The following is a 26,916-nucleotide window of genomic DNA, read 5'->3' on the forward strand; positions in this document are numbered from 1 at the left end:
GGAGGAGAGAACGCCCCGTCCGGGGCGTCGAGATTGCGTCAATCCCCAGTTAATGGGGGTTCAGGGCATATCGGCAGGTCCAATGGCCGTCGGCATCTTCGGGTACCCCGCCCCGCTGCTGATGCACCCTCAGTTGCCAATAAAATAAGACAACCTCGGTCTGCGGATCCACTGTGCGGGGGCATGTCCCCGGATAGGCTCGTGCTGCTCTCTTCCAGGGGAGGGCCGTATGCGCACCGTACGGCCCAGGGGGAACCGCTGCCCGGATGGTGGAATGCAGACACGGCGAGCTTAAACCTCGCTGCCCCTCGCGGGCGTACCGGTTCAAGTCCGGTTCCGGGCACCTTCAGATCCGGTGGGCGCACTCAGCGTGTGTGGATGGTCGCCCCCAGTGCGTGCGCGGGGCCCGCAGGGGCCTCGCGCGGCCTCTTCCTGCATGAAAAGATCCTCCTTGGGCACTAGGGTGCTTTCTTTGCTTACCCATTACTCTTGAGTCAAGGTCGCGCCCGGCGGCCACGGAGGAGTGAGATGAGGAGCAGCAACCCGGTCTTCTCGCGACGGGGGTTCAGCCGCAGCGGCGGCTACGCCGGTTTCGGCGCGGCGCCGCAGGCCGGGAGTCCCGCCGCCGGTCAGGCCAACCCGTACGCGGGCGGTAACCCGTACGCGCAGACACAGGCGCCCAACAACCCCTATGCGGCGGGCGACCAGCAGAATCTGACCCCCGAACAGCTGCAGCAGATGTACGGCGCGCCGCCGGCGGGCCCGCTGCAGACCGGCCGGATGACGATGGACGACGTCGTCATGCGCACCGGTATGACCCTCGGTACCGTCATCGTCGCCGCCGCGGTCGCGTGGATCGCGCAGCTTCCGGTGGGCGCGGGCATCGGCGCCGCGCTCGTGGCGATGGTGCTCGGCCTCGTCCAGTCGTTCAAGCGCACGGCCTCGCCCGCGCTGATCATGGGTTACGCCCTCTTCGAGGGTCTCTTCCTGGGCGTCATCAGCCAGGTGTACAACGAGCGCTGGTCCGGCATCCCGATGCAGGCCGTGCTCGGCACGATGGCCGTGTTCGTCGGTGTGCTCGTCGCGTACAAGACCCGCCTCATTCGGGTGAACGCGCGATTCCAGCGCTTTGTGCTCGCCGCGGCCATCGGCTTCGTCCTGCTGATGGCCGTCAACCTGCTGTTCGCCGCCATCGGCGGCGGGGACGGCCTCGGCTTCCGCAGCGGTGGCCTCGGCATCGTCTTCGGCCTCATCGGCGTCGTGCTCGGCGCGGCGTTCCTGGCGATGGACTTCAAGCAGGTGGAGGACGGCGTCCGGTACGGCGCTCCGCGTGAGGAGTCCTGGCTGGCCGCCTTCGGGCTGACGCTCTCGCTGGTGTGGATCTACCTGGAGCTGCTCCGGCTGATCTCGATCTTCAGGGACTAGTGCCCCTGGGTGTCGCGCAGCACATAGCCGGCACACAGAGCACATAGAAGGGCCCGCGGAGGGGAACCTCCGCGGGCCCTTCTTCCTGTGCGGCTTAAGCCGCTCCGCTCGGTGGGTCTGTCATACACGCTTCTGCCTCCGGGCAGCGGCTACAGCAGCTTGCGTGCCGCACGCCTCAAGTCGTGTTCATGGATGATGGCCTTCGCATGGCCATAGGCGAGCTGATGCTCGCCGCGCAGCCAGCTGACCTTCTCCTCGAATCGGAAGAAAGCGGGGCCCTCGTCGACCGTGCGCAGCCATTCGGCGACTTCACGGCCCGTGCACTGGGGGATGCGGGAGAGTAGGTTCCGGTGAGTCTCGTCGGAGAAGATTTGGGACATCGGCGCCTCCGGACGCTTCCATGCCGGACCCGGGTCCATGGCCCGGGTTTCCTTCAGCTCACCGTGCCTGAGTGTTCGCCCGTTGGCAACAGTCCCTCAGTGGCGCATACGCTCGGAGCGTGGATGATGTCTCCCCCCTCCTGTCCGCCGTCGACCGGCTCGCCGACCGGTTGCGCGCCCTTCCGCAGTCCCGGCTGCGCGCGGGCGCGGCGGCCGAAGGACTGGCCCTGGCTAGGGAATTGTCGGTGCGCGCCCAGCGGCTTGAGGAGCCGGGAACCCCGCCGCGGATCATGCCGGACGCGGGGCTGTTCGTGGTCGCCGACCAGGTGGCGGTGGCCGGACATGACTTGGTGCACGCGCTGGAGCGTGCGCCGGGCGGCGCCGGGGGCGGCGAAACGGCGCGGGGAGCCGCCGACGCGGTGGCGCTCGTGACGGAGGCGGCGGGGCGCTGCGGGGTCTGAGGGCGCGCTTGCGGCCCGGGGCGTGTTTGCGGCTGGGGGCGTGTTTGCGGCCGGGGGCGTGTTTGCGGCCGCGGGCGTGCTTGCGGCCCGGGGCCCGCTGACAAGTACAGGGAGCCCGCTCACCGCCCGAGGTTCCGCCCGCAGCGGGGCGCTGGGTCCCTTACAGCGAGGCGATGACGCGGTCGGCGAGGACGTACACGTTCTCCTCGCCGCAACCGAACGTGAGCGCATACGCACCGGAGACGCCCGAGCCGCCCAGCAGCACCGGGGCGGTGCCCTCGCGCAGCGCGTCCGCCAGCCGCTCGGCCGTCTCCCGGTGGCCCGGGGTCATGCAGATCGTGGTGCCGTCGGCGAAGACGTAGACATCGAGGGTGCCGAGGGGGCCGGGCCGCACGTCGGACAGCGGGGTGCGGGCGTCGGCCAGCTCGGTGAGCCGGGTCACCGTGCGGTCGTGGTCGGCGACGGGCGACGACGGCGCGAAGTCGGGGTGGGACGGATGGCGACGGCGGGCCGCCGCCAGCTCGGCCGACTCCCGGGGCTCGGCCGCGGGCTCCGCCCCGGCGCTCAGCTCCAGCTCCACCTCGGACTCGACCTCGGGCTCCGGGTCCCCGCCCGGGTCCATGGCCTCGGGGCCCAGCGCGTCCAGCCCGAGCAGCGGTTCGAGCCCGGCCAGGTCGGCCTGGCGGGGCACGAAGAGCTGCGCGTCCTGGGAGGCGTCCTCGAACCCGCCCGGCCCGCTCAGCAGTGAGTGGGCATCGGCCGCTCCGGCGGAGTCCCTGGCCTCCTGGGCGGCCCAGAACGCCCGTGCCTCGGCCAGCTCGCGCTCCCGCTCCTCGGCCAGCGCGTCGGCGACGGCCGCGCGTATCTCGGCGGCCGGGGTGGCGCGGGGCGCGGGCACCGTCGCGCCGCTCTCCTCGCCGCCGCCGCCTTCGCCGCCTCCGCCGCCCGTCCGGGCACCGGCGGCCACGGTGGCCGCGAGCTCGGCACGCAGCTCACTGATCTGCCGGCGCACACCGCGCGCGGTGTGCAGGGCGGCCGCCCCTACGGCCGTGGCGGTCACCGCGGCCAGGAGGAGGACAAGACTCGTGGGGCTCACTGACGTACTCCCGGTTGGCTGTAGATCCCCCGAATTCCTACCTCAGCTTGAGGCTTATCGCCTCTCGACGTCAGTGCATACCATCACCAAATGGGCAGAATTCGGTGCCGGGCGGGCCTTTGGTCACCGGTGCTGAGCTGGGGAGACGGCTCTCCCCCAGGACTTTTGTCACATCCTGGGGGAGATTCGGTCACGGCCCGGGCCGAACCAGTGTCGCAGACGCGCTACGACGCGGCCGTCCGGCCCGGCTCCGCGGATCGGCTCAGCCCGGCTCAGCTCAGGCGCTCGATGACCATGGCCATGCCCTGGCCGCCGCCGACGCACATGGTCTCCAGGCCGAACTGCTTGTCGTGGAACTGCAGCGAATTGATCAGCGTGCCGGTGATCCGGGCGCCGGTCATGCCGAAGGGGTGGCCCACGGCGATCGCGCCACCGTTGACATTGAGCCGGTCCAGGTCGATGCCCAGATCGCGGTAGGACGGGATGACCTGCGCGGCGAACGCCTCGTTGATCTCCACCAGGTCGATGTCGCCGATCGACATCCCGGCGCGGGCCAGCGCCTGCTTGGACGCCTCGACCGGGCCGTAACCCATGATCTCGGGGGAGAGGCCGGTGACACCGGTCGACACGATCCGCGCCAGCGGCGTCACGCCCAGCTCCCGCGCCTTGGTGTCGGACATGATCACCAGCGCCGCGGCGCCGTCGTTGAGCGGGCAGCAGTTGCCCGCGGTGATCCGGCCGTCGGGGCGGAAGACCGGCTTCAGGCCCTGCACCGCCTCCAGGGTGGTGCCCGCGCGGGGGCCGTCGTCCTGGCTGACGACCGTGGAGTCGGGGGTGGTCACCGGGGTGATCTCACGCTCCCAGAAGCCCTTCTTGATGGCCTCCTCGGCGAGGTTCTGGGACCGCACGCCGAACTCGTCCATCTCCTCGCGGGTGACCCCCTTGAGCCGGGCCAGGTTCTCGGCGGTCTGGCCCATCGCGATGTACGGGTCGGGCAGCAACTCGTCCTCACGCGGGTCGTGCCAGTCGGAGCCCCCCTGCTCGGCGCGGGTGGCGGTACGGGCCTCGGCCTCCGCGAACACCGGGTTGTGGGTGTCCGGCAGCCCGTCCGAGGTGCCCTTCTTCGACCGCGAGACCATCTCGACGCCCGCCGAGATGAAGACGTCGCCCTCGCCCGCCTTGATGGCGTGCAGCGCCATCCGCGAGGTCTGGAGCGAGGAGGAGCAGTAGCGGGTGATCGTACAGCCGGGGAGGTGGTCCATCCCCATCTGTACGGCCACGATCCGCCCCAGGTTGTGCCCCTGCTCACCGCCCGGGAGCCCGCAGCCGAGCATCAGGTCGTCGATCTCGCGGGGGTCGAGCTCGGGGACCTTGGCGAGCGCGGCCTTGATGATCTCGGCGGTGAGGTCGTCCGGCCGCAGATCCTTGAGCGAACCCTTGAAGGCGCGGCCGATGGGAGAACGGGCGGCAGAGACGATCACTGCTTCGGGCATCACGGCTCCATGGGGGCGGGGTGGGTGCGGGCGGGACTGTGAGGGAAGTTACCCGTACGTATCGGCAGGGTCACGGGGTGCGGGCTGTGACGCGGGACTCTTTTTTCCAAGCGTACGCTCAGTGCGGTCGAAGTGGGCCCCGCTTGCGGGGGGCACGCCAAGGCCGCGTCGGGGCGCCCCAAGGGCGCGTCGGGGGGCCCCAAGGGCGCGCCGGGGGGCCTCAAGGTCGCGTCAGGGGCCCGTACGGCCCGTACGTGACGCCTGGCGCGGCCCGGCCCGGCCCGGGTCAGCGCCCTCAGCAGTTCTCAGCGGCCCGAAGTCGGCGGCGACGTCGGGGACGAGGCGTCGGGGGAGCCGGAGACGGCCGCGGGCTCCTTCGTGGCGGGGCCCTGGCGGCGCAGCAGACGGGCCCAGGGGCCGCGGGCCGCGGTGACCTCCGTGCCGCCCTCCGCGGCCGCCTCGGCCGCCGCCGTGGCGACCGGCAGGATGCCCTCGTCGAGCATCTCCGGCGCCTCCTCGGGCCACAGGCCCAGCGAGTCGCACAGGGTCGGCAGAACGGCCATCGCGGCCGTGGCGTACCCCTCCGCCGAGGGGTGGTAGTTGTCCGGGCCGAACAGCTCCCGCGGGTTCGCCGCGAACTCCGGCCCGAGCAGATCGCCCAGCGAGACCGTGCGCCCGCCCTGCTCCACCACCCCGATCGTCTGCGCGGCGGCCAGTTGCCGGCTCAGCCGCCGCGCGATCCAGCGCAGCGGCTGATAGACGGGCTCGATCGTGCCGAGGTCGGGACAGGTGCCCACGATCACCTCGCAGCCCGTCTCGCGCAGCCTGCGCACCGCGTCCGACAGCAGCCGCACCGAGTTGGCGGGCGGCATCCGCCGGGTGACGTCATTGGCGCCGATCATGATCACGCATACGTCGGGGAACAGGTCCGGATCCTCCAGCACCAGCGTGACCTGGCGCTCCAGATCGCTGGACTGCGCCCCCGGCAGCGCCACGTTGCGCAGGTCCACCGGGCGTTCCGCGACCGCCGCCAGCCCCGAGGCGAGCAGCGCGCCCGGGGTCTGACTAGGGCGGTGGACGCCCTGCCCGGCGGCCGTGGAGTCGCCGAGAAAGGCCAGCCGCAGCGGTGACTGGCCGGTCCTGCGGGCGAAGGCGAAGCCATATCGGCCGTCCGCACGCGGAGGCGGATCGTCCGCCCCGCCCACGACCCGCTTCGCATGGGACACCTCGGTGAGCAACAGCACGGCGGTCACCCCGCCCAGCAGCCCGATCCCGCCGCCCCCGTACGCCGCCGCGGCGGCGATCCGCCGCGCCACCCTCGCCCTCGACATCGACATGGGTCCAGCCCACCTCCGTCCGCACGCGCACGCGCTTCTTTCTCCTTTGTACGCCTTGCTAACAACTTGTTGCCCCGTGCAGGCTTCGTCCCAACGCGCCGGTCGGAGGGCGGCAGCGCGCAATAAGCTGACAGCACGGCCCCGCGACGGCGGCCGCCCCGACGCGGAGACCCGCGGAACCGGACCAGGAGCAGGTGTGCAGTACTACGAATCGATGATTGAGCTGGTCGGCAACACCCCGCTGGTGAAGCTCAACACCGTGACCGAAGGCATCCGGGCGACCGTCCTGGCCAAGGTCGAATACTTCAACCCCGGCGGCTCGGTGAAGGACCGGATCGCGGTCCGGATGATAGAGGCCGCCGAGCGTTCCGGGGAGCTGAAGCCGGGCGGCACCATCGTGGAGCCGACCTCCGGCAACACCGGCGTGGGCCTCGCCATGGTCGCCCAGCGCAAGGGCTACAAGTGCGTCTTCGTCTGCCCGGACAAGGTGTCCACGGACAAGATCAACGTGCTGCGGGCCTACGGCGCCGAGGTCGTGGTCTGCCCCACCGCGGTGGACCCCGAGCACCCCGACTCGTACTACAACGTCTCCGACCGGCTGGTCCGCGAGACGCCGGGCGCCTGGAAGCCCGACCAGTACAGCAACCCGAACAACCCGCTCTCCCACTACGAGACCACCGGCCCCGAGCTGTGGGAGCAGACCGAAGGCAAGATCACCCACTTCGTGGCGGGCGTCGGCACCGGGGGCACGATCTCCGGCACCGGCCGCTATCTGAAGGAGGCCAGCGAGGGCCGGGTCCAGGTGATCGGCGCCGACCCCGAGGGCTCGGTCTACTCCGGCGGCTCCGGCCGCCCGTATCTGATCGAGGGCGTCGGCGAGGACTTCTGGCCGACCGCGTACGACCAGACCGTCGCGGACGAGATCGTCGCCGTCTCCGACAAGGACGCCTTCCAGATGACGCGGCGGCTGGCCAAGGAGGAGGGGCTGCTGGTCGGCGGCTCCTGCGGGATGGCCGTCGTGGGCGCGCTGAAGGTCGCCGAGCGGCTCGGCCCGGACGATGTGGTGGTCGTCCTGCTGCCCGACAGCGGCCGCGGCTATCTCTCGAAGATCTTCAACGATGAGTGGATGGCCGACTACGGCTTCCTCGAGGAGGACGGCCCCTCGGTGCGGGTCGGCGATGTGCTCCAGGGCAAGCAGGGCGGGCTGCCCTCGCTGGTCCATATGCACCCGGACGAGACGGTGGGCGAGGCCATCGACGTCCTGCGGGAGTACGGCGTCTCGCAGATGCCGATCGTCAAGCCGGGCGCCGGTCACCCGGATGTGATGGCCGCCGAGGTGATCGGCTCGGTGGTGGAACGCGAGCTGCTGGACGCCCTGTTCGCGCGGCGGGCGGAGCTGACCGACCCGCTGGAGAAGCACATGAGCCCGCCGCTGCCGCATGTCGGCTCCGGTGAGCCGGTCGAGGACCTGATGGCGGTGCTGGGCACGGCGGACGCGGCGATCGTGCTGGTGGAGGGCAAGCCCAAGGGCGTGGTGAGCCGGCAGGACCTGCTGGCGTACCTGGCCAACAGCCCGAAGTGAGGGCCCGTAAGGGTCCCCAACTGCCCTTCGGGCAAGTGGTACGAACGTGTCACGCGCCCGCAGCACAGGGTTAACACAGCTCCGGCAGATTAGTGGGCGTCGGAAGGACGACACCGACACCCGAGATGAGGCGACAGGACCTCCGGAGCGGCTCCCGGACCTCCATGTTCGCCTGGACGCGGAATTCCGGCCCTGACCCGGCCCGCGTCCCCGCGGGGACCGCCGTCGTCCCGCCCTCGGTGACTTGTCACCGGGGTGCGGCGGTCCCCGCGCAGTACTTCTCCCGGTCTCCGCTTCTCAGCCCCCGCTCTCTTCGGACTTCCGGCCCCGGCGCAGCCAGGAGAGAGCCCCGGCCGCGTGGACCGCGTTGACGCCGAAGACTCCGGCCCAGGTGATCAGCAGGCCGGGCAGGCCCGCGTTCACGACGCCGATGGCCGACAGCGGGATGGCCAGCACCAGGGAGACCCCGACGAAGGCGAAGCGCTCGCCGAGGCCCAGGCCGTGGGCCGGGTCCGCGGGCGCGCCGGTGGCGTACGGGCGGCTGCCGCGGGCCGTCGCCATCTGCTGTTCGGCGAGCTGGCGGCGGACCTGGCGGTCCGCCGTATCGTTGAAGCGCTGCTCGACCTTCTCCATGAAGGAGTCGACCAGCTCCGACTCGTACTCCGCACCCAGCTCCTTACGGGTCTGCAGGGCCGCGTCGAGTTCCTTTTTCAGATCCGGGTCACGGGCGTCCATGCTTAGGAACGGTACGGTCACGGGGACGCTTTGTCGGTAGGGCTAGCCCCCTGAACCAGCCCCCCTGAACCAGCCCCCCTGAACCAGCCCCCCGAAACCAGACGCCGAAACCAGACGTCGAGACCAGACGTCGAGACCAGTCCCTGAGACCACCCCCGGAAGACGAGCGGGCCCGAGAGACACCCCCGGCCCGCTGTGGAAGGAGCCAGTTCCGTGACCGCACCTCTCCTCACGTCCCTCGCCGCGCCCGGCGACGACCGCCCCGACGCGCTGAGCGTCGCCGGCCGCGCGCTCTCGCGCGAGGAACTGCTCGGTGCCGCGGGCGCGGTGGCGGCTCGTATCGCCGGTGCGCCGGTCGTCGCGGTGCGGGCGACCGCGACCCCGGAGACGGTGGTCGCGGTGGTCGGCGCGCTGCTGGCCGGGGTGCCGGTGGTGCCCGTACCGCCGGACTCCGGCCCGGCCGAACGCGACCACATACTGCGGGACTCGGGCGCCACCCTGCTGCTCACCGGGGAGGCCGTGGACGCCCCGGTCGAGACCGTCCCGGTGGATCCGGCCGAGCGCGCGGCATGGACGAAGCCGGAGCCGGACCCGGAGTCCACGGCGTTCATCCTCTACACCTCGGGCACGACGGGCGCGCCCAAGGGTGCGCTGATCTCCCGGCGGGCGGTGGCCGCGGACCTGGACGGGCTCGCCGCGGCCTGGGCCTGGACCGCGGAGGACACCCTGGTCCACGGGCTGCCGCTGTTCCATGTGCACGGCCTGGTGCTGGGCGTCCTGGGCGCGCTGCGGACGGGCAGCCGCCTCGTGCACACCGGCAAGCCGACCCCGGCGGCGTACGCGGCGGCGGACGGCAGCCTCTACTTCGGCGTCCCCACCGTCTGGAACCGCATCGTCCAGGACCCGGACTCCGCCCGCGCCCTGGCCTCCGCCCGGCTGCTGGTCTCCGGCAGCGCCCCGCTCCCCGCCCCCGTCTTCCGCGAGCTGGAGCGGCTCACCGGCCAGCGCCCCATCGAGCGCTACGGCATGACCGAGACCCTCATCACCATCAGCACCCGCGCCGACGGCGAGCGCCGCCCCGGCTATGTCGGGACCCCGCTCTCGGGCATCCGCACCCGGATCGCCGCCGAGGAGGGCGCCGAGATCGGCGAACTCCAGCTCACCGGCCCGACCCTCTTCGACGGCTACCTCAACCGGCCCGAGGCCACGGCCGGTTCGTACACCGAGGACGGCTGGTTCCGCACCGGCGACATCGCCGCCGTCGACCCCGACGGCTTCCACCGCATCGTGGGCCGCGCCTCCACCGACATGATCAAGTCCGGCGGCTACCGCATCGGCGCGGGCGAGGTCGAGAACGCCCTGCTGGACCACCCGGCCGTCCGCGAGGCCGCCGTCGTCGGCGCCCCGCACGAGGACCTGGGCCAGGAGATCGTCGCGTACGTGGTGGCCGACGGCATCGGCGAACGGGAGCTGATCGACTTCGTGGCCTCCCAGCTCTCCGTCCACAAGCGCCCCCGCAAGGTCCGCTTCCTGGAGGCCCTCCCCCGCAACGCCATGGGCAAGCCCCAGAAGAAGCTCCTCCCCCCGGCCTGACCCCGGCTTGATTCAGTCCTCGGCCCCGGCCTCCGGCTTCCCGCGCCGTTGCCATTCGCGACGCCGCGACCTAGCTTCAGCGGCCAAGGACCGACGAAGGGAGAGACCGATGACCCGCGCGTGGGAAGCCGACCCGTCCGCCTCGTTCGCGCGCCGATTGGGAAAGTCGGCGCGCGAACTCGGTACCACCGGAGGGCGCGACGGGTGCCCCGACATCTGGCAGCTCGACAACGGTGACATCGCGGTCATCGGCCGCGACCTCACCGACACCTACCGGGCGAAACTCCCCGACGACGCCAGCATCGCCCCTGACGAGCGCCTCGTCGTCATCCCGGGTTCCACTCTGAGCGCGGCGAAACCGGACATCCCCGATGCTCGGACTTGACGCCCCGCCGCGTCCCGCCGGTCACTCCGGCGGGACGCTGTACTGCTCCAGAGTCGCCTTCGAGGTCGAGGTGTCCATCAGCCGCAATCGTCACGGCCTGACGAGTAGTAGTCGTACCGGGAAAAGCCAGACACCTCGTACGACGACCCCCGGGCGGTCGCACTGCGCGAACGCGTCTCCGCCGCCCTCGCGCAATAGGGCACGATGGGGAACGCCTTTGTGGGGCTCCGCTCACCCGGACTCGGTGGCGTACGGGCGGCTCGAGGGGGGTTCCGGGGTGAGGATCATGTGGTCCGGGACGTGGGCGGTGTCGCGGTGGGCCAGGAGCCAGTAGACGGCGGCGGGGACGGCCAGGCCGATGAGCCAGGAGATGTCCGCGCCGCCCAGTGGGGCGACGAAGGGGCCGGTGTAGAAGGCGGTGGAGAGGAAGGGGAGCTGGGCCAGGACGCCGAGGGCGTAGGTGGACAGGGCCTTCCAGCGCCAGGCGCCGTAGCGGCCGTTCGGGTCGTTGAGGGCGGGGATGTCGTAGCGCTCCTTGGCGATGGCGTAGTAGTCGACGAGGTTGATCGCGCTCCACGGGGTGAAGAAGGTCAGCAGGAACAGCAGGAAGTCCTTGAAGGAGGACAGGAAGCTGTCCTTGCCGAGCAGCGCGACCGCGGTGCCCGCGACCATGATCCCGGCGATGTAGGCGGCCCGGCCGCGCGGGGAGAGGGTGGCGCGGCCGCGGAAGCCGCTGACGCTGGTCACCATCGACATGAAGCCGCCGTAGGTGTTGAGGACGTTGATCGTCAGCTTGCCGAGGGCGATCACGAAGTAGAGCAGTGAGGTGATCAGGGCCGCGCCGCCGCCGAGGCCGACGATGTACGTGACCTCGTGGCCGACGAAGGCGTGGCCGGCCGCGGCGGCCGCGAGGGCGCCGAAGGTCATGGACCACTGGGAGCCGAGGACGGTGCCGGCGAGGGTCCAGGAGAAGGTGGCCTTCGCGGAGGTGGCGCGCGGCAGATAGCGGGAGTAGTCGGCGACGTACGGGCCGAAGGCGAGCTGCCAGGAGGCGGACAGCGACACCGCGAGGAGGAAGAGCGGGAAGTCGAAGGTCCGGTCGTGCAGGAGGGTGGCCAGGTCGGTGCGGTCCAGCAGCCGGATGCCCAGGTAGACGAAGGCCAGGGCGCAGACGATGCCCGCGATCCGGCCCAGGATGTGGATCAGACGGTAGCCGACGGCGGCCGCGACGCCGGTGACGAGGGCGAAGAGGACGATCCCGGTGGTGTCGCCGAGATGGGTGAGTTCGCCGACCGCCTGTCCCGCGAGCACGCTGCCGCTGGCGAAGAAGCCCACGTACATGACGATGACCAGCAGCAGCGGGACGATCGCGCCCCGGACCCCGAACTGGGCCCGGGAGGAGATCATCTGAGGAAGGCCGAGCCGCGGTCCCTGGGCGGAGTGGAGCGCCATGACGGCTCCCCCGAGCAGGTTGCCGAGCAGCAGGGCGATGATCGCCCAGAAGGCGGCGGCGCCGAAGACCACGGCCAGGGCGCCGGTCACGACGGCGGTGATCTGGAGGTTGGCGCCGAGCCACAGGGTGAACTGGCTGAAGGCGGTGCCATGGCGCTCCGCGTCCGGGACGACGTCGATCGAGCGCTTTTCGACCAGCGAGTCCAGGGAGTCCAGAGGGTTCAGAGGGTTCAGAGGGTCCGGAGAGTTCGGGGTGTCGGTCATACGGTGCTCCTGCCGCTACTTCTTGGTGAGGCCGTTCTTGGCGGCCCAGTCGGCGGCGACCCGGTCCGGGTCCTTCTTGTCGTTGCTCACCAGCTTGTTGAGCCGGGCCAATTCGTGGGTGGTGAGGGCGCCGCCCAGGCGGGCCAGGGCCTTGCGCACCTTGGCGTCGGCCTTGGCGGCGCGGACCACGGGCACGATGTGCTGGGCGGGGATGAGGGCCTTGGGGTCGGCGAGGATCACCCAGTCGTTGGCCTCGATGTCGGGGTCGGTGGAGAAGAGGTTGGCGACGTCCACATCGCCCTTCTTCAACGCGCCCTTGACCAGGGGTCCGGAGGCGTCGAGGGCCTTGAACTCCTTGAACGTCACGCCGTAGCGGTCCTTGAGGCCGACCAGGCCGACCACGCGGTTCTTGTCCTCGGCCGGGCCGCCGAAGACCAGCTTGCCGTTCTGCCCGGCGAGGTCGGCGAAGCTGCGCAGCCCGTACTTCCGGGCGGCCTCGCGGGTGACGCAGAAGACGTCCTTGTCCTCGGCGGCCGCGTACGACAGGGCCTCCAGACCGCTGGGGAGGGCCACGGTGAGGGCGTTCTGGAGGTCGCCGGCCTCGGTCTGGGGGGCCTTGTCGTCGAAGTGGAGCAGCAGATTGCCCTGGTACTCGGGGAGCAGATCGATATCGCCCTGCTGGAGGGCGGGTATGACGATCTCCCGGGAGCCGAGGTTGGGCCGCACGCTGGTCTTGATGCCCGCGCCCTTCAGCGCCTCGGCGTAGAGGTAGCCCAGCAGCTGGTTCTCGGTGAAGTTGGCGGTGCCGATGACCAGCCCGCCCAGGCTGCTGCCGCCGCCCGAGCCACCGCTGCCACCGTCGCCCTTCAGTGAGGTGACGCCGCCGCTACAGGCGGCGAGCGTGGGCACGGAGGCGCCGGCGAGTAGGCCGCCGAGCAGTTTCCTGCGGTTCATGGGGTCGTCTCCTCGGATCGGAGTGAGGTCGCTGAGTCGGTGGGGCGCCGAGGCGCCGAGGTGCTGAGTCGCCGAGCCGGTGGGTCGGGCCTCAGTGCGCGTGGGCGCGCGGGGGGCGGTTGCGGAACAGCAGGCGCTGCACTCCGGCCAGCGCCAGGTCCAGGGCGATGGCCAGCGCGGCGACCAGCACCGCCCCGCCCAGCACCTGCACCAGATCGCGCTGGGCGAGCCCGTCGAAGACATAGCGGCCGAGTCCGCCGAAGCTGACGTACGCGGCGATGGTGGCGGTGGCCACGACCTGGACGCAGGCCAGCCGCAGCCCGGTCATGATCAGCGGCAGCGCGAGCGGCAGCTCGACCTGGAACAGCACCTGGTACCAGCGCATGCCCTGGCCCCGCGCCGCGTCCCTGACCTCGGGGTCGACGGCGGCCATGCCCGCGTACGTATTGGTGACGATCACCGGGATCGCGAGGGCGACCAGCGAGACGTACACCGGCCACATGCTCAGCCCGCTGGCCAGGAAGACCAGCGTGACCAGGCCGACGGTCGGCAGCGCCCGCCCGAAGCCGGAGAGGTTGATGGCGAGGAACGCGCCGCGCCCGGTGTGCCCGATGAGCAGCCCGACCGGGAGGGCGATGGCGGCGGCGACCAGGGTGGCCAGCAGCGAGTACTGGAGGTGCTCCAGCAGGCGGGTGGCGATGCCGTCGGGACCGGACCACTGGGAGCCGCTGGTCAGCCAGCGGAGGAGGCTCTGGAGTAGTTCGAGCATGTCAGGCACGCCTCCTCAGCCACGGGGTGCACAGCCACTGGATGGTGACCAGCACGGCGTCCGCGACCAGCGCCAGTACCAGGGACAGGATGACTCCGGCCACGACGGGGGTGGGGTAGTTGCGCTGGAAGCCGTCGGTGAACAGCTGGCCGAGGCCGCCGTACCCGATGTAGCTGGCCACGCTGACCAGCGATATCGCCATCACCGTGGCGACCCGTACGCCCGCCATGATCACCGGGAAGGCGAGCGGCAGCTCGACGGTGAGCAGGGTGCGCAGCGGGCGGGCGCCCATCGCGGTGGACGCCTCGCGGACCTTGGTGGGGACGCTGTCGAGGCCCTCGACGGTGTTCCGGAGCAGCACGACCAGGGTGTAGATGGTCAGGCCGGTGATGGCGGTGGTGCGGGTGAGGCCGGTGACCGGCAGCAGCAGCACGAAGATCGCGATGGAGGGGATGGTGAAGAGGATGTTCGAGAGCCCCAGCAGGAGTCCGCGCAGCGGGCGCACCCGGTGGGCGATCACGGCCAGCGGCAGCGCGATCAGCAGACCGAAGAGGACGGCGGGGACGGCGGTGGAGAGGTGGTCCAGGGTGAGCGTGACCAGGTCGGACTGATGGTCGGGGAACCAGCCCCAGTCGATGGTCATGCGGTCACGCTCGTGTCGGAGCTCTTCGGGTCCTCGTCGGCTTCGGAAGTCCCGTCGCCGGAAGTTCCGTCGGCTTCGGAAGTCCCGTCGCCGGAAGTTCCGTCGGTTCCGGAAGTCCCGTCGGTCCCGGGCGCCTCGGCGGCGTTCTTGAGGGCGGCCGCGCGGCCCGCCTCCGCGTGGCGCTGCCCCGCGTACTCATGGATCGCGTCGCGCCCGGTGATCCCGGTGAGCACCCCGTCGGCGTCCACCCGGGCCACCAGACCGGCGGGGGAGGCCAGCGACTCGTCCAGGGCGGTGAGCAGCGAGTCGCCGTCCCGCAGCGGGCGCACCGGCAGCAGCGGGGCCCGGTCGCCCTCCGGTCCCTCGGTGTCGCGCCAGCCCAGCGGCTCACCGCGCTCGGAGGTGACCAGCCGCCAGCGCTGCCCGTCGGCGGGCACGGGCTCCCGCTCCACATCGGCGAGGGTGGACAGGGAGAGCAGCTTCAGCCCGCGCTCGGCGCCGAGGAAGCCCGCCACGAAGTCGTCGGCCGGGCTCGCCAGCAGCTCGGCGGGGGGTGCGCACTGGACGAGGTGGCCGCCGGTGCGGAAGATCGCGATGCGGTCGCCGAGCCGTACCGCCTCGTCGATGTCGTGGGTGACGAAGACGACCGTCTTGCGCAGCTCGCTCTGGAGCCGCAGCAGCTCGTTCTGGAGCTGGGTCCGCACGACCGGGTCGACCGCCCCGAACGGCTCGTCCATCAGCAGCACCGGCGGATCGGCGGCCAGCGCGCGGGCGACCCCGACGCGCTGCTGCTGACCGCCCGAGAGCTGGTGCGGGTAGCGCTTGCCGGCGTCGGCGGGCAGCCCGACCAGCTCCAGCAGCTCGGCCGCGCGGGCCCGCGCCTTGCGGCGGCCCCAGCCCAGCAGCAGCGGAACGGTGGCGATGTTGTCGAGGATCGTGCGGTGCGGGAAGAGCCCGGCCTGCTGGATCACATAGCCGATCCCGCGCCGCAGCTCGGCGGCGTCCGCCTTGAGGACATCACGCCCGCCCACGCTCACCGTGCCGCTGCTCGGCTCGACCATGCGGTTGACCATGCGGAGGGTGGTGGTCTTGCCGCAGCCCGAGGTGCCGACAAGAACGGTGATGCCCCCTTCCGGGAGCTCGAGACTGAGGCGATCCACCGCCGTGGTGCCGTTCGGGTAGTGCTTACTGACGTCCTTGAAGCTGATCATCCGCTTCCCCTTGCCCTGTCTGCATATAGTCATGCACAGTCATAGTCGAGTGAATAGAAGTCAAGAGGTCTGCGTTAATCACCGGTTACTTCTGCTCGCGATGTGGACGGAGCGCTAGGCAATTGGCCCGGAAAGGGCATGTTTGAGAGGGGTTGCCCTGGATGTTGTCTCACATGCTGGATGTTGATCACGCGGCGGCCGACGGCACCGGCGGCGCCGACCCGCGGATCACGCTGGACGGCCGGAGCCTACGCGTCGTGGACGTCGCGCGTCTGGCCGACCGTCGCAGCCGGCCCGCCGCGCCCGATCCCACCGCGCTCGCCCTGGCCGAGCGCGCCTGGGAGACCGCGGACCGGCTCGCGGCCACCGGTCGCGTCTACGGGCGCAGCACCGGTGTGGGCGCCAACCGCACCGAGGACGTCGGCCCGGCCGACTCCGATCACGGGCTGCGGCTGCTGCGCAGCCACGCCGGCGCGATCGGTGCACCGCTGCCCGCCCGCGAGGTGCGCGCCATGATGGCCGTCCGCGCCAATCAGCTGCTGGCGGGCGGCGCCGGACTGCGCCCCGCCGTCATCACCGCGCTCGTCGAGGGACTCGACAGCGGCGCCCACCCGGTGATCAACGAATACGGCGCGGTCGGCACCGGGGACCTCGCCGCGCTCGCCCAGACCGGTCTCGCGCTCGTCGGCGAGCACCCCTGGGACCTCACCGAGGCCGCCCCGGGCCGTCGCGCCCCCGACCCCATCACGCTCGACAGCAACGACGCCCTGGCGCTCATCAGCAGCAACGCCCTCACCCTCGGCCAATCCGCGCTCGCCCTCGCCGAGCTGCGGCGGCTGCTGTCCGCCTCGCTCGCGGTGGCCGCGCTCTCGCTGATCGCGGTCGGCGGGTCGTACGAGGCGTACGCCGAACCCGTCCACGCGTCCCGGCCGCACCCCGGCTCCGTCGCGGCCGCCGCCCGGATGCGGGCCCTGCTCGGCGCCCCGTCCCGGCCCACCCCGCCGCTCGGCCGCATACAGGACCCGTACGGCTTCCGCTGTCTGCCGCAGATCCATGGACCGGCGCTGGACGCGGCGGACGCGCTGGAACGGGTGCTGGCCGTCGAGTTCAACGCGGCCGCCGAGAACCCGCTGATCAGCTCCACCGACGAGGCCGCCTACCACCACGGCAACTTCTACGCCGCGCACACCGCCCTCGCCCTGGACCACTTCCGGCTCGCCGCGCTCCAGACCGCCCGGCTCTCCACGGCCCGGCTCGCCGCGCTCAGCGAACCCGACTTCACCCGGCTGCGCCCCTTCCTCGGCGACGCCGCGCCCGCGAGCTCGGGCGTGATGATCCTCGAATACGCGGCGGGGGCGGCCCTCGGCGAGATGCGCGCGGTCTCCCACCCCGCCTCGCTGGGCCACGCCGTACTCTCGCGCGGGGTGGAGGAACAAGCCAGTTTCGCCTCGCTCGGCGCCCGCCAGACGCTCCGGGTGGCCGACCACTACCGGCTGGTGCTGGGCTGTGAACTCGTGGCGGCCATACGGGCGTTGCGCCAGCGCGGCCTCGAGCCGGACCCGGAGCTCCCGGCCGGTGTGGCCTTCGCCCTGGCGTCGGAAGTGCTCGATCCCCGGATGGAGGACCGGCCGTTGACAGAGGATGTGGCGGTGGCCGCGCGCCTGCTCGACCGGCTGGCGGGGGTCTGAGGTACGAGGGTACGAGGCTCAGGAGGACGTGATGAGTACGGAACACGGGGTGGGCGGCGGTGCGCGGGTGACGCAGGTGGGCGAGGACGTCGCGGCGGTGGTGCCGGGCGGTCCGGCCGGTTCCGGCGCCTCGACCGCCGCCCGGCTTCAGGCGCTCTTCGAGGGCCACCGGCTGACCCCGACCCAGCGCCGGATCGCCCACTGCATGGTGCGACGGGCCGCGGACGCGCCGTTCCTCTCCAGCGTCGAGCTGGCCGAGCTCGCGGGCGTCAGCCAGCCGTCCGTGACCCGGTTCGCGGTCGCCCTCGGCTTCGACGGCTATCCGGCGCTGCGCAAGCATCTGCGCGATGTCGCGCCCGCCGAGCCGCAGGCGGACGAGGGGTCGTACAACGAGTACCAGCAGGCCGTGCAGTCCGAGATCGACAATCTGCGCCATCTCGCCGCGCTGCTGGCCGACCCCGCCCCCGTCATCCGCGCCGGGCGGCTGCTCGCCGACTCCCGTCCGCTGCCGGTCCTCGGCCTGCGCGCCGCCTCCGCGCAGGCCCGCGGCTTCACCTACTTCGCGCGCAAGGTCCATCCGGACGTCCGGCTGCTCGACGAGGGCGGCACGATGCTGGACGACCGGGTGGACGCGGCGAAGCGGGCGGGCGCGACGGCGCTGCTCTGCTTCGCGCTGCCGCGGCATCCGCGCGAGGTCGTGGAGGGACTGGAGTACGCCCGGGAGGTGGGCCTGACCGTGGTCACTGTCGCCGACAGCGCCTTCGCCCCGGTCGCCCGCCACAGCGACCTGCTGCTGCCCGCCGCGGTCGGCACGGGCCTGGCCTTCGACACCGCGTGTGCGCCGATGCTGCTGGGGCGGGTGCTGCTGGAGGCGATGTGCGACGCGCTGCCGGACGCGCAGGCGCGGCTGGAGGAGTTCGACGCGAAGGCGGCGGAGCGGGGCCTGTTCGTGGAGTGAGCGGAGCGGGGCCGGTTCGCGGAGTGAGCCGGGCTTCCGGGCCGCGCTGTGTGCCGACTCTGTGCCGACTCCGGGTGCCGATTCCGTGTGCCAACCCCCGTTCCTCTCACCGAATTCTCAGGCATCCTGGCTAGATTCCTCGATTGGATTCCTCGATTCGGCAGGGATTTCTTCCGGGATTCACCAGGGTGAGGAGGTCGGTCGTGGGGCGCGGGGCGTATGCGCTGGCACGGGTGGCGGTGATCGTGAGGGCTCCCGCGGGGTGGCTGTGGTGGCCCGGTGTGCTGGCCGCGGGGATCGGGGCGCTGGTGCCGGGGTTGACCGGGCGCCGGATCGGAGTGCTCGCCGGGGCGGCGCTCTTCCTGATCGCGGGGGTCGTGGTGTTCGTGGTGCGCCGGAAGCGGTATCTGGAGCTGGCGCGCGACGCCTCGCGCGCGGGCAAGGCGGTCTTCCTCCAGGACCGCGCGGTGACCGTACGGACCCGGCGGCGCGCCCTGCGGTGGTGGCTGCTGTCGGCCTTCCTCGCCGCGGTGGGCTCGTCCTTCGCCGTTCCGGCGGCGGGCGGGATGCTGCTGGCGGGGCTGGGCGCCGGGCTGTGGGCCAAGGCGCTGTGGCTGGGCCGCTGGGAGCGTGCGCACGACGCGCTGCTGTGGGTGCGCACGGAGCGGGTCTCCCGTGGGCGGCCCGCGGGCAAGGCGGTGGACGGCTATCAGACGACGGGGATCGTGGCCGGTGACGCGGGGCCGGGTGGCGCGAGGCGCTCCCGCGCGGTCGCGGCGGCCGCGCGCTGAGGGGGTTGTCCCGGCGTGGTTGCCCCGGTGGAGTTGCGCGGCGTGGGTGCGTGCCGCGCCGTCTCGCGCCTTCGGCGCATCTGAGCATGGGGCCGGGGGTGCCCTGGCCGGGGTCCGTCGCCGGCGGACTGTCCGTGGGGGCGGGCCCCGGTTGCGGCGGCGCTCCTGTCCGGGCCTCGCGCCGATCCGGACAGCGGGGGTTGGGGTACCCCTCTCGAAAACGTTTGACAAATTAGTTGCGCCAGATCAAGCATTTTTTGAAGGGGGTGCCCCGCCCGGCGCCCGGCCATCCGGGGGGAGCGGCCCTGGGCGGCAACCGAGACCGTCCGCTCAGCAGCGGTCCGGCAACGGCCTCGGCTCCAGGTCACAGAGGCCGCCACCGGGCTTCGCCCCCACCGGCCGGTGGCGGGCGACGCGGCCCGCGCCCGCCGCCACCTGCCCCGATGCTCAATCAACGCCGGCCCAGACGAAAGCGTCACTTGTACGGCGGACTTCGGAGCCCCACAGCCTGGGCGCCCCGCGCCCTACCGCAACCGGCTCAGGCCCAGCGCATGCTTCGCGCCGCTCTCGGCCACGATCTCGTTCACCGTCTGCGGCTCCCGTACCGTCGCGAAGCGCACATCGGCGCCCGTCGCGTCGAAGCCGTAGATCCCCGGGCGGGGCAGGCTGTTGTACGCGAAGTGGTTGGAGAAGTAGTACGCGCCGGTGTCCAGCAGGGCCACCAGGTCGCCCGCCGCCAGTTCCGGCAGTGGCCGGTCGCGCGCGACCAGGTCGCCCGCGAAGCAGCAGGGACCGGCGATGTCCTGGGGGACCGGGCCGTCGCCGGTCTCCGCCTTGGGGCGGCCCTCCGCGTCGTAGGCCAGTACGCGCAGCGGCCAGGCGTCCGGGGCGAAGACCGTACGGGTGGCGAGTTGGGCGCCCGCGTGGGTGACCGCGATCGGGCGGCCGCCCGCGGACTTGGCGTATTCGACCCGCGCCAGCACCAGGCCGGACTTGGCGAGCAGGGACCGGCCGAACTCGGTCACCAGCTTGTACCGCCCGTCGAGGAGCCCCGGCACGGTGGTCCGCAGTAGCTGGGCGTACTCCCGGTAGCCGGGGGTGACCTCGTCGGAGGTGAAGTTCACCGGGAGGCCGCCGCCGATGTCGAGGGCGTCGATCTGCCGTCGGCCGACCGCCTCGTTGATCTCCTCGGCCAGTTCGTAGGCCGCCCGTATGCCCGCCGCCATCAGCTCCAGCGGACAGCCCTGGGAGCCGACGTGCGCGTGCAGCCGGGTCAGCCAGGGGCGCTCGGCGAAGGCGCGCACGACCCATGCGCGTGCCCCCGGGTCCTGGAGGGCCACGCCGAACTTGGAGGTCGCCGTGGCCGTGCTCATCGCGTCGATGCTGCCGCCGCCCACCTGGGGGTTGATCCGCAGGCCAAGGGGCGAGGGCGGGGCCGCGCGGTGCCCCACCAGCGCGTCGAGCCGCTCCAGCTCCTGGGGGTTGTCGGCGTTGACGGCGATGCCCAGGTCGAGGGCCTCGCGCAGCTCCGCGACGGTCTTGGCGGGGGAGTCCAGGACGATCCGGTCGGGCGTCACGCCCGCCGCGCGGGCCAGCGCCAGCTCGCCTGGGCTGGCCACCTCGCAGCCCAGGCCCTCGTCGGCCAGCAGCCGCAGAACGGGGACGAGCGCGGCGGCCTTGACCGCGAAGGCGTGCAGGATGGGGGTGCCGGGCGCGACGACCTCCTCGAAGGCCGCGCGCAGCCCGGCGGCCGCCGAGCGGATCCCGGCCACGTCCAGCAGCCCCACGACGGGCTGGTCCGGGCCGAGCAGCCGCTGTTCCACGGCCGCCCGTACGGCTTGTTCGCGCCGGGTGGCCATCGCAACCGCTTTCGACGTCATGCCTTCAGCCAACCATCCGGAGCGGCCGCGGACCAGCTCCGCGCGGGGTGCTCCGGGGGCGGCGGCGCCGGGTGGTCGTGGGGAGCGCGGTCTGCGGCCGCGGACCTACAGCTCCACCAGCACCGCCCCGAGATGGCGGCCCGCCACCAGCTCGCACAGCGCCCCCGGCGCCCGGTCGATCCCCGTCAGCCGGGTGTACGGGTAGATGAGCGCGCCCTCGCGCAGCGCCCGGCCGAACTCGCTCAGATACCCGGGCATGGCGTCCTGGTGGTCCACCGCGCTGATGCCGCACAGCGTGATGCTCCGGGTGATCAGGGCCAGGGTGCTGATCGCGGTCGGGGTCAGCGCGTCGTCGGAGAGCTGTGCGGCCAGCGCGCCGACCAGGGCGAACCGGGCGTTGCGGCGGGCCAGTGCCAGGGCGGCCCGCAGCTGTTCGCCGCCGACGGTGTCGAAGAGGACGTCGATGCCGTCGGGGGCGGCCGCGCGCAACTGCTCCTCGATCGATCCGGCGCCGCGCAGGACGACCGCGTCGTAGCCCAGCTCCCGCGTCAGCCGGTCGGCCTTGTGCCGGGAGCCGGTGGAGCCGATGACCCGGGCGGCGCCGTGCAGCCGGGCGAACTGCCCGGCCAGGGAGCCCACCCCGCCAGCCGCGCCGGTGACGAACACCGTGTCGCCGCGCCGCACCCCGGCCCCGCGCACCACCCCCAGCCAGGCGGTGAACCCCTGCGAGAGATGGGCGGCGGGGTCCGGCAGCACCTCGGGGTCGACGGGCGAGACCTCGGGGGCGTTCAGCACCGCGTACTCGCGCCAGCCCGCGCGGTGGCGGACGAGGGTCCCGGGGGCGAGATCCGTGCCCGGCGCCCGGACCACCTCGCCGAGGGCCGCGCCCCGCATCACCTCGCCTGCCCTGTGCAGCAGCTGGGGCAGGCCGAAGGCGTCCGGGTCGGCGAGCGTGAGCGGGCGCATCACGGCGGCGACGCTCATCAGCCGGTTGCGCACCAGCACCTGACCGGGGCCGGGGGTGGGTACGGGAGCGGTGACGACCTCGAAGTGACCGGGGGTGAGCTCCCCATCGGGCAGGGCCGCCAGACGGACCTCGCGGTGGGTGGCGGGGAGGGACACGAAGGGCTCCTCGGCGGGCGTGGGGGATACGACCTGGTGACGCTACCCCTTGGCCCCGGGGCGGGTCGGCCGCGACCAGCACGGTGAGCCGGTGCGCTGAACCACCTGGGCGTATGCGGAGCCCCGCGGTATTGACTAGTCATATTCATCAGCATCAAGATGTGAATAACTCGATCCAGTCGATTCGGTCGAATCAGTTGATGGCACAGGGAGGCTTGGCCCATGACAGGACCGCGACCCGTACGGGCGCCGCGTGGTGGAGAGCTCAGCGCCCGGGGGTGGCAGCAGGAAGCCGCCCTGCGGATGCTGCAGAACAACCTCGATCCGGAGGTCGCCGAGCACCCCGACAAGCTCGTCGTCTACGGCGGCACCGGTAAGGCGGCCCGCGACTGGCGCTCGTTCGACGCCATGGTCCGCACCCTGCGCACGCTGAAGCAGGACGAGACGATGCTGGTCCAGTCGGGCCGCCCCGTGGGCGTCATGCAGACCCACGAATGGGCGCCTCGGGTGCTGATCGCCAACTCCAACCTGGTCGGCGACTGGGCCAACTGGGAGGAGTTCCGCCGCCTGGAGGCGCTGGGCCTGACCATGTACGGCCAGATGACCGCGGGCTCCTGGATCTACATCGGCACCCAGGGCATCCTCCAGGGCACGTACGAGACCTTCGCCGCGGTCGCCGCGAAGAAGTTCGGCGGCACCCTGGCCGGGACGATCACCCTCACCGCCGGTCTCGGCGGCATGGGCGGCGCCCAGCCGCTGGCGGTCACGATGAACGACGGCGTCGCGATCTGCGTCGACTGCGATCCGCGCGCCATCGAGCGCCGTATCGACCACCGCTACCTGGACGTCCGCGCCGACAGCCTGGACCACGCGCTGCAGCTCGCGACCGAGGCCCGGGACGCCCGGCGCCCGCTGTCGATCGGCGTGCTCGGGAACGCGGCCGAGCTGGTCCCGCAGCTCCTCGCGATGAACGCCCCGATCGACATCGTCACCGACCAGACCAGCGCCCACGACCCGCTGTCGTACCTGCCGGTCGGCGTGGACTTCGACGAGATGGCCTCGTACGCCGCCGAGAAGCCCGCCGACTTCACCCAGCGGGCGCGCGAGTCCATGGCCCGGCATGTGGAGGCCATGGTCGGCTTCATGGACGCGGGGGCCGAGGTCTTCGACTACGGCAACTCCATCCGGGGCGAGGCCCAGCTCGCGGGCTTCGAGCGCGCCTTCGCCTTCCCCGGCTTCGTCCCCGCCTACATCCGGCCGCTCTTCTGCGAGGGCAAGGGCCCGTTCCGCTGGGCGGCGCTGTCCGGCGACCCGAAGGACATCGCGGCCACGGACAAGGCGATCCTGGAGCTCTTCCCGGAGAACGAGTCGCTGGCCCGCTGGATCAAGATGGCGGAGGAGCGGGTCCACTTCCAGGGGCTGCCCGCCCGCATCTGCTGGCTGGGCTACGGCGAGCGCGACAAGGCGGGCGAGCGCTTCAACGAGATGGTCGCCGACGGCACCCTCGCCGCACCGCTGGCGATCGGCCGCGACCACCTGGACTGCGGCTCGGTGGCCTCCCCGTACCGCGAGACCGAGGCCATGCTGGACGGCTCGGACGCGATCGCCGACTGGCCGCTGCTCAACGCCATGGTCAACGTCGCCTCGGGCGCCTCCTGGGTCTCCATCCACCACGGCGGCGGCGTCGGCATGGGCCGCTCGATCCACGCGGGCCAGGTCACGGTCGCCGATGGCACGGCGCTGGCGGGTGAGAAGATCCGCCGCGTACTGACGAACGACCCCGGCATGGGCGTCATCCGCCATGTGGACGCGGGCTACGACCGCGCGGACGAGGTAGCGCAGGAACGCGACGTCCGCATCCCCATGCGGGAAGCGGAATGACCCGAGTTGTGGGCAATCGTCCCGCGGAGGGGGCACCTCCCAGCGGTAGCTGGGGGAGGGACGGGTGGGCACAACCCACCCACCGGCCCGCACCCGCGCATGAAACGGAGGCTGAGACGGCAGTGGGCGCACCCCCCACCACCAGCGCGTCGTTCCACGACATGTGGCGCGACCTGGCCCCCATCGGCCGCAACACGACAACGAACGGCTACCGCCGCTACGCCTGGACAGACGCGGACGCCGACTGCAGAACGTGGTTCAAGGAGCAAGCCCAGAACCGCGGCCTCACCTACGACGTGGACCGCAACGGCAACCAATGGGCCTGGCTCGGCGACCCGGAAGCTGGAAACGCCGTCGTCACCGGCTCCCACCTCGACTCCGTCCCCGACGGCGGCGCCTTCGACGGCCCGCTGGGCATCGTCTCCTCCTTCGCCGCCCTCGATGAGCTACGAGCACGGGGCGCCCACCCCACCAAACCGCTCGCCATCGTCAACTTCGGCGACGAGGAGGGCGCCCGCTTCGGGCTGGCCTGCGTCGGCTCCCGGCTGACGAGCGGGCAGCTCAGCGTCGCGCAGGCGCACGCCCTCCGCGACGCGGACGGGCTGAGCCTCCCCCAGGCGATGGAACGCGCCGGATACGACCCGGAGGCGATCGGGCCGGACCCGGAGCGGCTGGCCCGTATCGGGGCGTTCGTCGAGCTGCACATCGAGCAGGGGCGCGCCCTCGCCGACACAAATGACCCCGTGGGCGTCGCCTCCGCGATCTGGCCGCACGGCCGCTGGCGGTTCGACTTCCACGGCGAGGCCAACCACGCCGGGACGACCCGGATCGAGGACCGCCGCGATCCGATGCTCACCTACGCCAACACCGTCCTCGCCGCCCGTAAGAAGGCGAAGCTCGCCGGGGCGCTGGCGACCTTCGGCAAGGTCAGCGTCGAGCCCAACGGGGTCAACGCGATCGCGAGCCTGGTCCGCGGCTGGCTGGACTCGCGCGCGGCCGACGAGGAGACCCTGGCCGCCGTGGTCGGCGAGATCGAGCGGGCCGCGGTCGAGCGCGGACAGCGCGACGGGGTGGACGTCCGGATCACCCGGGAGTCCTTCACCCCGGTCGTGGAGTTCGCCCACGACCTGCGTGACCAGCTCTCGGGCCTGCTCGGCGGCGTTCCGATCCTCCCCACCGGGGCCGGGCACGACGCCGGCATTTTGTCCGCGTCGGTTCCGACGGCCATGCTGTTTGTAAGGAACCCCACCGGCGTCTCGCATTCACCCGCGGAGACGGCGGCCGAGGACGATTGCCTCGCCGGTGTGGCCGCGCTCGCGGAGGTACTGGAGGGCCTGGCGTGTCACTGACGGCGCAGACGTACTGGGCGGAGCACGCCTGGGTGGACGGAAGCGTGCGGTCGGACGTGGTGATCGTGGCCGCGGCCAACGGGCGGATCGCGGCGGTGGTGCCCGGGAGCCCGCGGCCACCCGCCGGGTCGGTCACGCTCCGTGGTCTGACGCTCCCCGGGCTGGCCAACGCCCACAGCCACGCCTTCCACCGGGCCCTGCGCGGTGTCGTCCAGGCGGACAGCCGGGCGCACGGCGAGACGGGGGGCGAGACGGGAGGCGAAACGGGGGACGAGGCGAACGGCCAAGCCGACACGCGGCGCAACGGCGCGCCGGACTCCTTCTGGACCTGGCGCGAGGTGATGTACGGCGTCGCCGACCGGCTGACCCCGGACAGCTACTTCGAGCTGGCCCGTGCCGTCTACGCCGAGATGGCCATGGCGGGGATCACCTGCGTCGGGGAGTTCCACTACCTCCACCACGCGCCCGGCGGCGCCCGCTACGGCAACCCCAACGCGATGGGGGAGGCCCTGATCGCGGCCGCGGCCGAGGCCGGTATCCGGATCACCCTGCTCGACACCTGCTATCTCTCCTCCGGTTTCGGGGCCGAGCCCAACGAGCACCAGCTGCGCTTCTCCGACGGCACGGCCGAAGCCTGGGCCGAGCGGGTCTCCGGGCTGAAGGGCGACGGCAACACCCGCATCGGCGCGGCGATCCACTCGGTGCGGGCCGTCCCCGTCGACCAGCTGGCGACCGTGTCCGGCTGGGCCGACGAGCACACGGCGCCCCTGCACGTCCACCTCTCCGAGCAGACGGCGGAGAACGACGCCTGTGTGGAGGCGCACGGCTTCACCCCCACCCGGCTGCTCGCCGACCACGGGGTGCTGGGCCCGCGGACCACCGCCGTGCACGCCACCCATCTCACCCCGGGCGACATCCGGCTGCTGGGCCACACGTCCACCGGCGTCTGTATGTGCCCGACCACCGAGCGTGACCTCGCCGACGGGATCGGCCCGGCCGTCGAGCTGCAGAGCGCGGGCTCACCGCTCTCGCTGGGCAGCGACAGCCATGCCGTGATCGACATCCTGGAGGAGGCCCGCGCCATGGAGCTCGACGAGCGGCTGCGCACCCGCGCCCGGGGCCACTGGACCGCGGCCCGGCTGCTGCGGGCCGCCACCGTGGACGGTCATGCGGCGCTCGGCTGGGGCGCGGAGGCGGGCCGGATCGAGGTGGGGGCGCTCGCCGACCTCACCACGATCGCGCTGGACTCGGTGCGCACCGCGGGGCCACCGCCCCGGCTGGGCGCGGAGACCGCCGTATTCGCGGCGACCAACGCGGATGTCCGGCACACCGTGGTCGGCGGCCGCCATGTCGTACGGGACGGCGCCCATCAGCTCGTCCCGCGTGTGGCGCAAGCGCTGGCCGAGGCCATCGAAGCCCTGCACGGACCGTGATCCGGCCGCTACCGGCACGGCCGACGAAGGAGAG

The 26,916-nt window shown here is 72.2% G+C and carries 23 protein-coding genes and 1 tRNA gene; 12 read left to right on the forward strand and 12 right to left on the reverse strand.

What is annotated here, in order from left to right:
* Nucleotides 1-260: 260 nt before the first annotated feature.
* Both NP777_RS29835 and NP777_RS29840 read left to right on the forward strand, forming a co-directional pair.
* A tRNA-Leu gene (locus NP777_RS29835) sits at nt 261-343 on the forward strand.
* A 185-nt stretch (nt 344-528) separates the two neighbouring features.
* Entirely contained in the window at nt 529-1,425 is an 897-nt protein-coding gene (locus NP777_RS29840) for a Bax inhibitor-1/YccA family protein (protein WP_256653275.1), read from the forward strand.
* 149 nt (nt 1,426-1,574) lie between these two features.
* Here NP777_RS29840 and NP777_RS29845 read toward each other — a convergent pair whose 3' ends face one another.
* Nucleotides 1,575-1,805, reverse strand: coding sequence for a DUF4287 domain-containing protein (locus NP777_RS29845; RefSeq protein WP_256653345.1), 231 nt, complete (start codon nt 1,803-1,805; stop codon nt 1,575-1,577).
* A gap of 119 nt (nt 1,806-1,924) precedes the next feature.
* Here NP777_RS29845 and NP777_RS29850 point away from each other — a divergent pair, with 119 nt between their 5' ends.
* Nucleotides 1,925-2,266: a hypothetical protein gene (locus tag NP777_RS29850; protein WP_256653276.1), complete on the forward strand. Its 342-nt coding sequence runs from the start codon at nt 1,925-1,927 to the stop codon at nt 2,264-2,266.
* 160 nt (nt 2,267-2,426) lie between these two features.
* Here the strand turns inward: NP777_RS29850 and NP777_RS29855 are convergent, their stop codons facing one another.
* The 3 genes from NP777_RS29855 to NP777_RS29865 all read right to left on the reverse strand — a co-directional run bounded on the left by NP777_RS29855 (nt 2,427) and on the right by NP777_RS29865 (nt 6,192).
* Nucleotides 2,427-3,362 carry a hypothetical protein gene (locus tag NP777_RS29855; RefSeq protein WP_256653277.1) on the reverse strand — a complete coding sequence of 312 codons (936 nt, stop codon included), beginning with the start codon at nt 3,360-3,362 and terminating at the stop codon, nt 2,427-2,429.
* Nucleotides 3,363-3,634: 272 nt separating this feature from the next.
* Nucleotides 3,635-4,855 carry an acetyl-CoA C-acetyltransferase gene (locus tag NP777_RS29860; protein WP_256653278.1) on the reverse strand — a complete coding sequence of 407 codons (1,221 nt, stop codon included), beginning with the start codon at nt 4,853-4,855 and terminating at the stop codon, nt 3,635-3,637.
* 305 nt (nt 4,856-5,160) lie between these two features.
* Nucleotides 5,161-6,192: an SGNH/GDSL hydrolase family protein gene (locus NP777_RS29865; protein WP_256653279.1), complete on the reverse strand. Its 1,032-nt coding sequence runs from the start codon at nt 6,190-6,192 to the stop codon at nt 5,161-5,163.
* Between the two features lie 196 nt (nt 6,193-6,388).
* Between NP777_RS29865 and NP777_RS29870 the strand changes: the two genes are divergently transcribed.
* Nucleotides 6,389-7,774 (forward strand): cystathionine beta-synthase, encoded by a 1,386-nt coding sequence (locus NP777_RS29870; protein WP_256653280.1) that lies wholly within the window; start codon nt 6,389-6,391, stop codon nt 7,772-7,774.
* Between the two features lie 297 nt (nt 7,775-8,071).
* Here NP777_RS29870 and NP777_RS29875 read toward each other — a convergent pair whose 3' ends face one another.
* The gene (locus NP777_RS29875) at nt 8,072-8,509 is read right to left on the reverse strand and encodes a hypothetical protein (RefSeq protein ID WP_256653281.1); all 438 of its coding nucleotides are present in this window, start codon (nt 8,507-8,509) and stop codon (nt 8,072-8,074) included.
* A 213-nt stretch (nt 8,510-8,722) separates the two neighbouring features.
* On the opposite strand from NP777_RS29875, the gene NP777_RS29880 reads away from it, so the two are divergent.
* Together NP777_RS29880 and NP777_RS29885 are read left to right on the forward strand one after the other, a co-directional pair.
* Nucleotides 8,723-10,102: an acyl-CoA synthetase gene (locus NP777_RS29880; RefSeq protein WP_256653282.1), complete on the forward strand. Its 1,380-nt coding sequence runs from the start codon at nt 8,723-8,725 to the stop codon at nt 10,100-10,102.
* 109 nt (nt 10,103-10,211) lie between these two features.
* Nucleotides 10,212-10,487, forward strand: coding sequence for a hypothetical protein (locus tag NP777_RS29885; protein WP_256653283.1), 276 nt, complete (start codon nt 10,212-10,214; stop codon nt 10,485-10,487).
* Nucleotides 10,488-10,718: 231 nt separating this feature from the next.
* Here NP777_RS29885 and NP777_RS29890 read toward each other — a convergent pair whose 3' ends face one another.
* From NP777_RS29890 to NP777_RS29910, 5 genes are all read right to left on the reverse strand, one after another.
* Nucleotides 10,719-12,203: a purine-cytosine permease family protein gene (locus tag NP777_RS29890; RefSeq protein WP_256653284.1), complete on the reverse strand. Its 1,485-nt coding sequence runs from the start codon at nt 12,201-12,203 to the stop codon at nt 10,719-10,721.
* A gap of 15 nt (nt 12,204-12,218) precedes the next feature.
* Nucleotides 12,219-13,157, reverse strand: a complete 939-nt coding sequence (locus tag NP777_RS29895; RefSeq protein ID WP_256653285.1) for an ABC transporter substrate-binding protein — start codon at nt 13,155-13,157, stop codon at nt 12,219-12,221.
* A gap of 91 nt (nt 13,158-13,248) precedes the next feature.
* Nucleotides 13,249-13,926, reverse strand: coding sequence for an ABC transporter permease (locus NP777_RS29900; RefSeq protein ID WP_256653286.1), 678 nt, complete (start codon nt 13,924-13,926; stop codon nt 13,249-13,251).
* Nucleotide 13,927: 1 nt separating this feature from the next.
* Entirely contained in the window at nt 13,928-14,569 is a 642-nt protein-coding gene (locus NP777_RS29905; RefSeq protein WP_256653287.1) for an ABC transporter permease, read from the reverse strand.
* A complete protein-coding gene (locus NP777_RS29910; RefSeq protein ID WP_256653346.1) occupies nt 14,566-15,780 on the reverse strand; it encodes an ABC transporter ATP-binding protein in 1,215 nt (404 codons plus the stop codon). Before NP777_RS29910 ends, NP777_RS29905 begins: the two co-directional genes overlap by 4 nt.
* 161 nt (nt 15,781-15,941) lie before the next feature.
* On the opposite strand from NP777_RS29910, the gene NP777_RS29915 reads away from it, so the two are divergent.
* The 3 genes from NP777_RS29915 to NP777_RS29925 all read left to right on the forward strand — a co-directional run bounded on the left by NP777_RS29915 (nt 15,942) and on the right by NP777_RS29925 (nt 19,217).
* Nucleotides 15,942-17,468, forward strand: a complete 1,527-nt coding sequence (locus tag NP777_RS29915; RefSeq protein WP_391858600.1) for an aromatic amino acid ammonia-lyase — start codon at nt 15,942-15,944, stop codon at nt 17,466-17,468.
* A gap of 31 nt (nt 17,469-17,499) precedes the next feature.
* Nucleotides 17,500-18,426 carry a MurR/RpiR family transcriptional regulator gene (locus NP777_RS29920; protein ID WP_256653289.1) on the forward strand — a complete coding sequence of 309 codons (927 nt, stop codon included), beginning with the start codon at nt 17,500-17,502 and terminating at the stop codon, nt 18,424-18,426.
* Between the two features lie 203 nt (nt 18,427-18,629).
* Nucleotides 18,630-19,217: a hypothetical protein gene (locus NP777_RS29925; protein WP_256653290.1), complete on the forward strand. Its 588-nt coding sequence runs from the start codon at nt 18,630-18,632 to the stop codon at nt 19,215-19,217.
* A 524-nt stretch (nt 19,218-19,741) separates the two neighbouring features.
* Here the strand turns inward: NP777_RS29925 and NP777_RS29930 are convergent.
* On the reverse strand, nt 19,742-21,097 hold the full coding sequence (locus NP777_RS29930) for a diaminopimelate decarboxylase (protein WP_256653291.1): 1,356 nt from the start codon (nt 21,095-21,097) through the stop codon (nt 19,742-19,744).
* Between the two features lie 105 nt (nt 21,098-21,202).
* The gene (locus tag NP777_RS29935; protein WP_256653292.1) at nt 21,203-22,219 is read right to left on the reverse strand and encodes an MDR family NADP-dependent oxidoreductase; all 1,017 of its coding nucleotides are present in this window, start codon (nt 22,217-22,219) and stop codon (nt 21,203-21,205) included.
* A 222-nt stretch (nt 22,220-22,441) separates the two neighbouring features.
* Here NP777_RS29935 and hutU point away from each other — a divergent pair, with 222 nt between their 5' ends.
* The 3 genes from hutU to NP777_RS29950 all read left to right on the forward strand — a co-directional run bounded on the left by hutU (nt 22,442) and on the right by NP777_RS29950 (nt 26,882).
* Nucleotides 22,442-24,100: a urocanate hydratase gene (gene hutU, locus NP777_RS29940; protein ID WP_256653293.1), complete on the forward strand. Its 1,659-nt coding sequence runs from the start codon at nt 22,442-22,444 to the stop codon at nt 24,098-24,100.
* Between the two features lie 161 nt (nt 24,101-24,261).
* Nucleotides 24,262-25,449, forward strand: a complete 1,188-nt coding sequence (locus NP777_RS29945; protein ID WP_256653347.1) for an allantoate amidohydrolase — start codon at nt 24,262-24,264, stop codon at nt 25,447-25,449.
* Nucleotides 25,440-26,882, forward strand: coding sequence for a formimidoylglutamate deiminase (locus NP777_RS29950; protein WP_256653294.1), 1,443 nt, complete (start codon nt 25,440-25,442; stop codon nt 26,880-26,882). Before NP777_RS29945 ends, NP777_RS29950 begins: the two co-directional genes overlap by 10 nt.
* Nucleotides 26,883-26,916: the final 34 nt, after the last annotated feature.

Source organism: Streptomyces rugosispiralis, from assembly GCF_024505145.1.
Taxonomy (GTDB): Bacteria; Actinomycetota; Actinomycetes; order Streptomycetales; family Streptomycetaceae; genus Streptomyces; species Streptomyces rugosispiralis.

Coding starts and splice junctions, on each gene's coding strand:
- NP777_RS29920 (WP_256653289.1), top strand. CDS start 17,500: ATGAGTACGGAACACGGGGTGGGCGGCGGTGCGCGGGTGACGCAGGTG.
- NP777_RS29915 (WP_391858600.1), top strand. CDS start 15,942: ATGTTGTCTCACATGCTGGATGTTGATCACGCGGCGGCCGACGGCACC.
- NP777_RS29905 (WP_256653287.1), bottom strand. CDS start 14,569: ATGACCATCGACTGGGGCTGGTTCCCCGACCATCAGTCCGACCTGGTC.
- NP777_RS29885 (WP_256653283.1), top strand. CDS start 10,212: ATGACCCGCGCGTGGGAAGCCGACCCGTCCGCCTCGTTCGCGCGCCGA.
- NP777_RS29845 (WP_256653345.1), bottom strand. CDS start 1,805: ATGTCCCAAATCTTCTCCGACGAGACTCACCGGAACCTACTCTCCCGC.
- hutU (WP_256653293.1), top strand. CDS start 22,442: ATGACAGGACCGCGACCCGTACGGGCGCCGCGTGGTGGAGAGCTCAGC.
- NP777_RS29895 (WP_256653285.1), bottom strand. CDS start 13,157: ATGAACCGCAGGAAACTGCTCGGCGGCCTACTCGCCGGCGCCTCCGTG.
- NP777_RS29900 (WP_256653286.1), bottom strand. CDS start 13,926: ATGCTCGAACTACTCCAGAGCCTCCTCCGCTGGCTGACCAGCGGCTCC.
- NP777_RS29865 (WP_256653279.1), bottom strand. CDS start 6,192: ATGTCGATGTCGAGGGCGAGGGTGGCGCGGCGGATCGCCGCCGCGGCG.
- NP777_RS29860 (WP_256653278.1), bottom strand. CDS start 4,855: ATGCCCGAAGCAGTGATCGTCTCTGCCGCCCGTTCTCCCATCGGCCGC.
- NP777_RS29910 (WP_256653346.1), bottom strand. CDS start 15,780: ATGATCAGCTTCAAGGACGTCAGTAAGCACTACCCGAACGGCACCACG.
- NP777_RS29875 (WP_256653281.1), bottom strand. CDS start 8,509: ATGGACGCCCGTGACCCGGATCTGAAAAAGGAACTCGACGCGGCCCTG.
- NP777_RS29945 (WP_256653347.1), top strand. CDS start 24,262: ATGTGGCGCGACCTGGCCCCCATCGGCCGCAACACGACAACGAACGGC.
- NP777_RS29930 (WP_256653291.1), bottom strand. CDS start 21,097: ATGACGTCGAAAGCGGTTGCGATGGCCACCCGGCGCGAACAAGCCGTA.
- NP777_RS29840 (WP_256653275.1), top strand. CDS start 529: ATGAGGAGCAGCAACCCGGTCTTCTCGCGACGGGGGTTCAGCCGCAGC.
- NP777_RS29890 (WP_256653284.1), bottom strand. CDS start 12,203: ATGACCGACACCCCGAACTCTCCGGACCCTCTGAACCCTCTGAACCCT.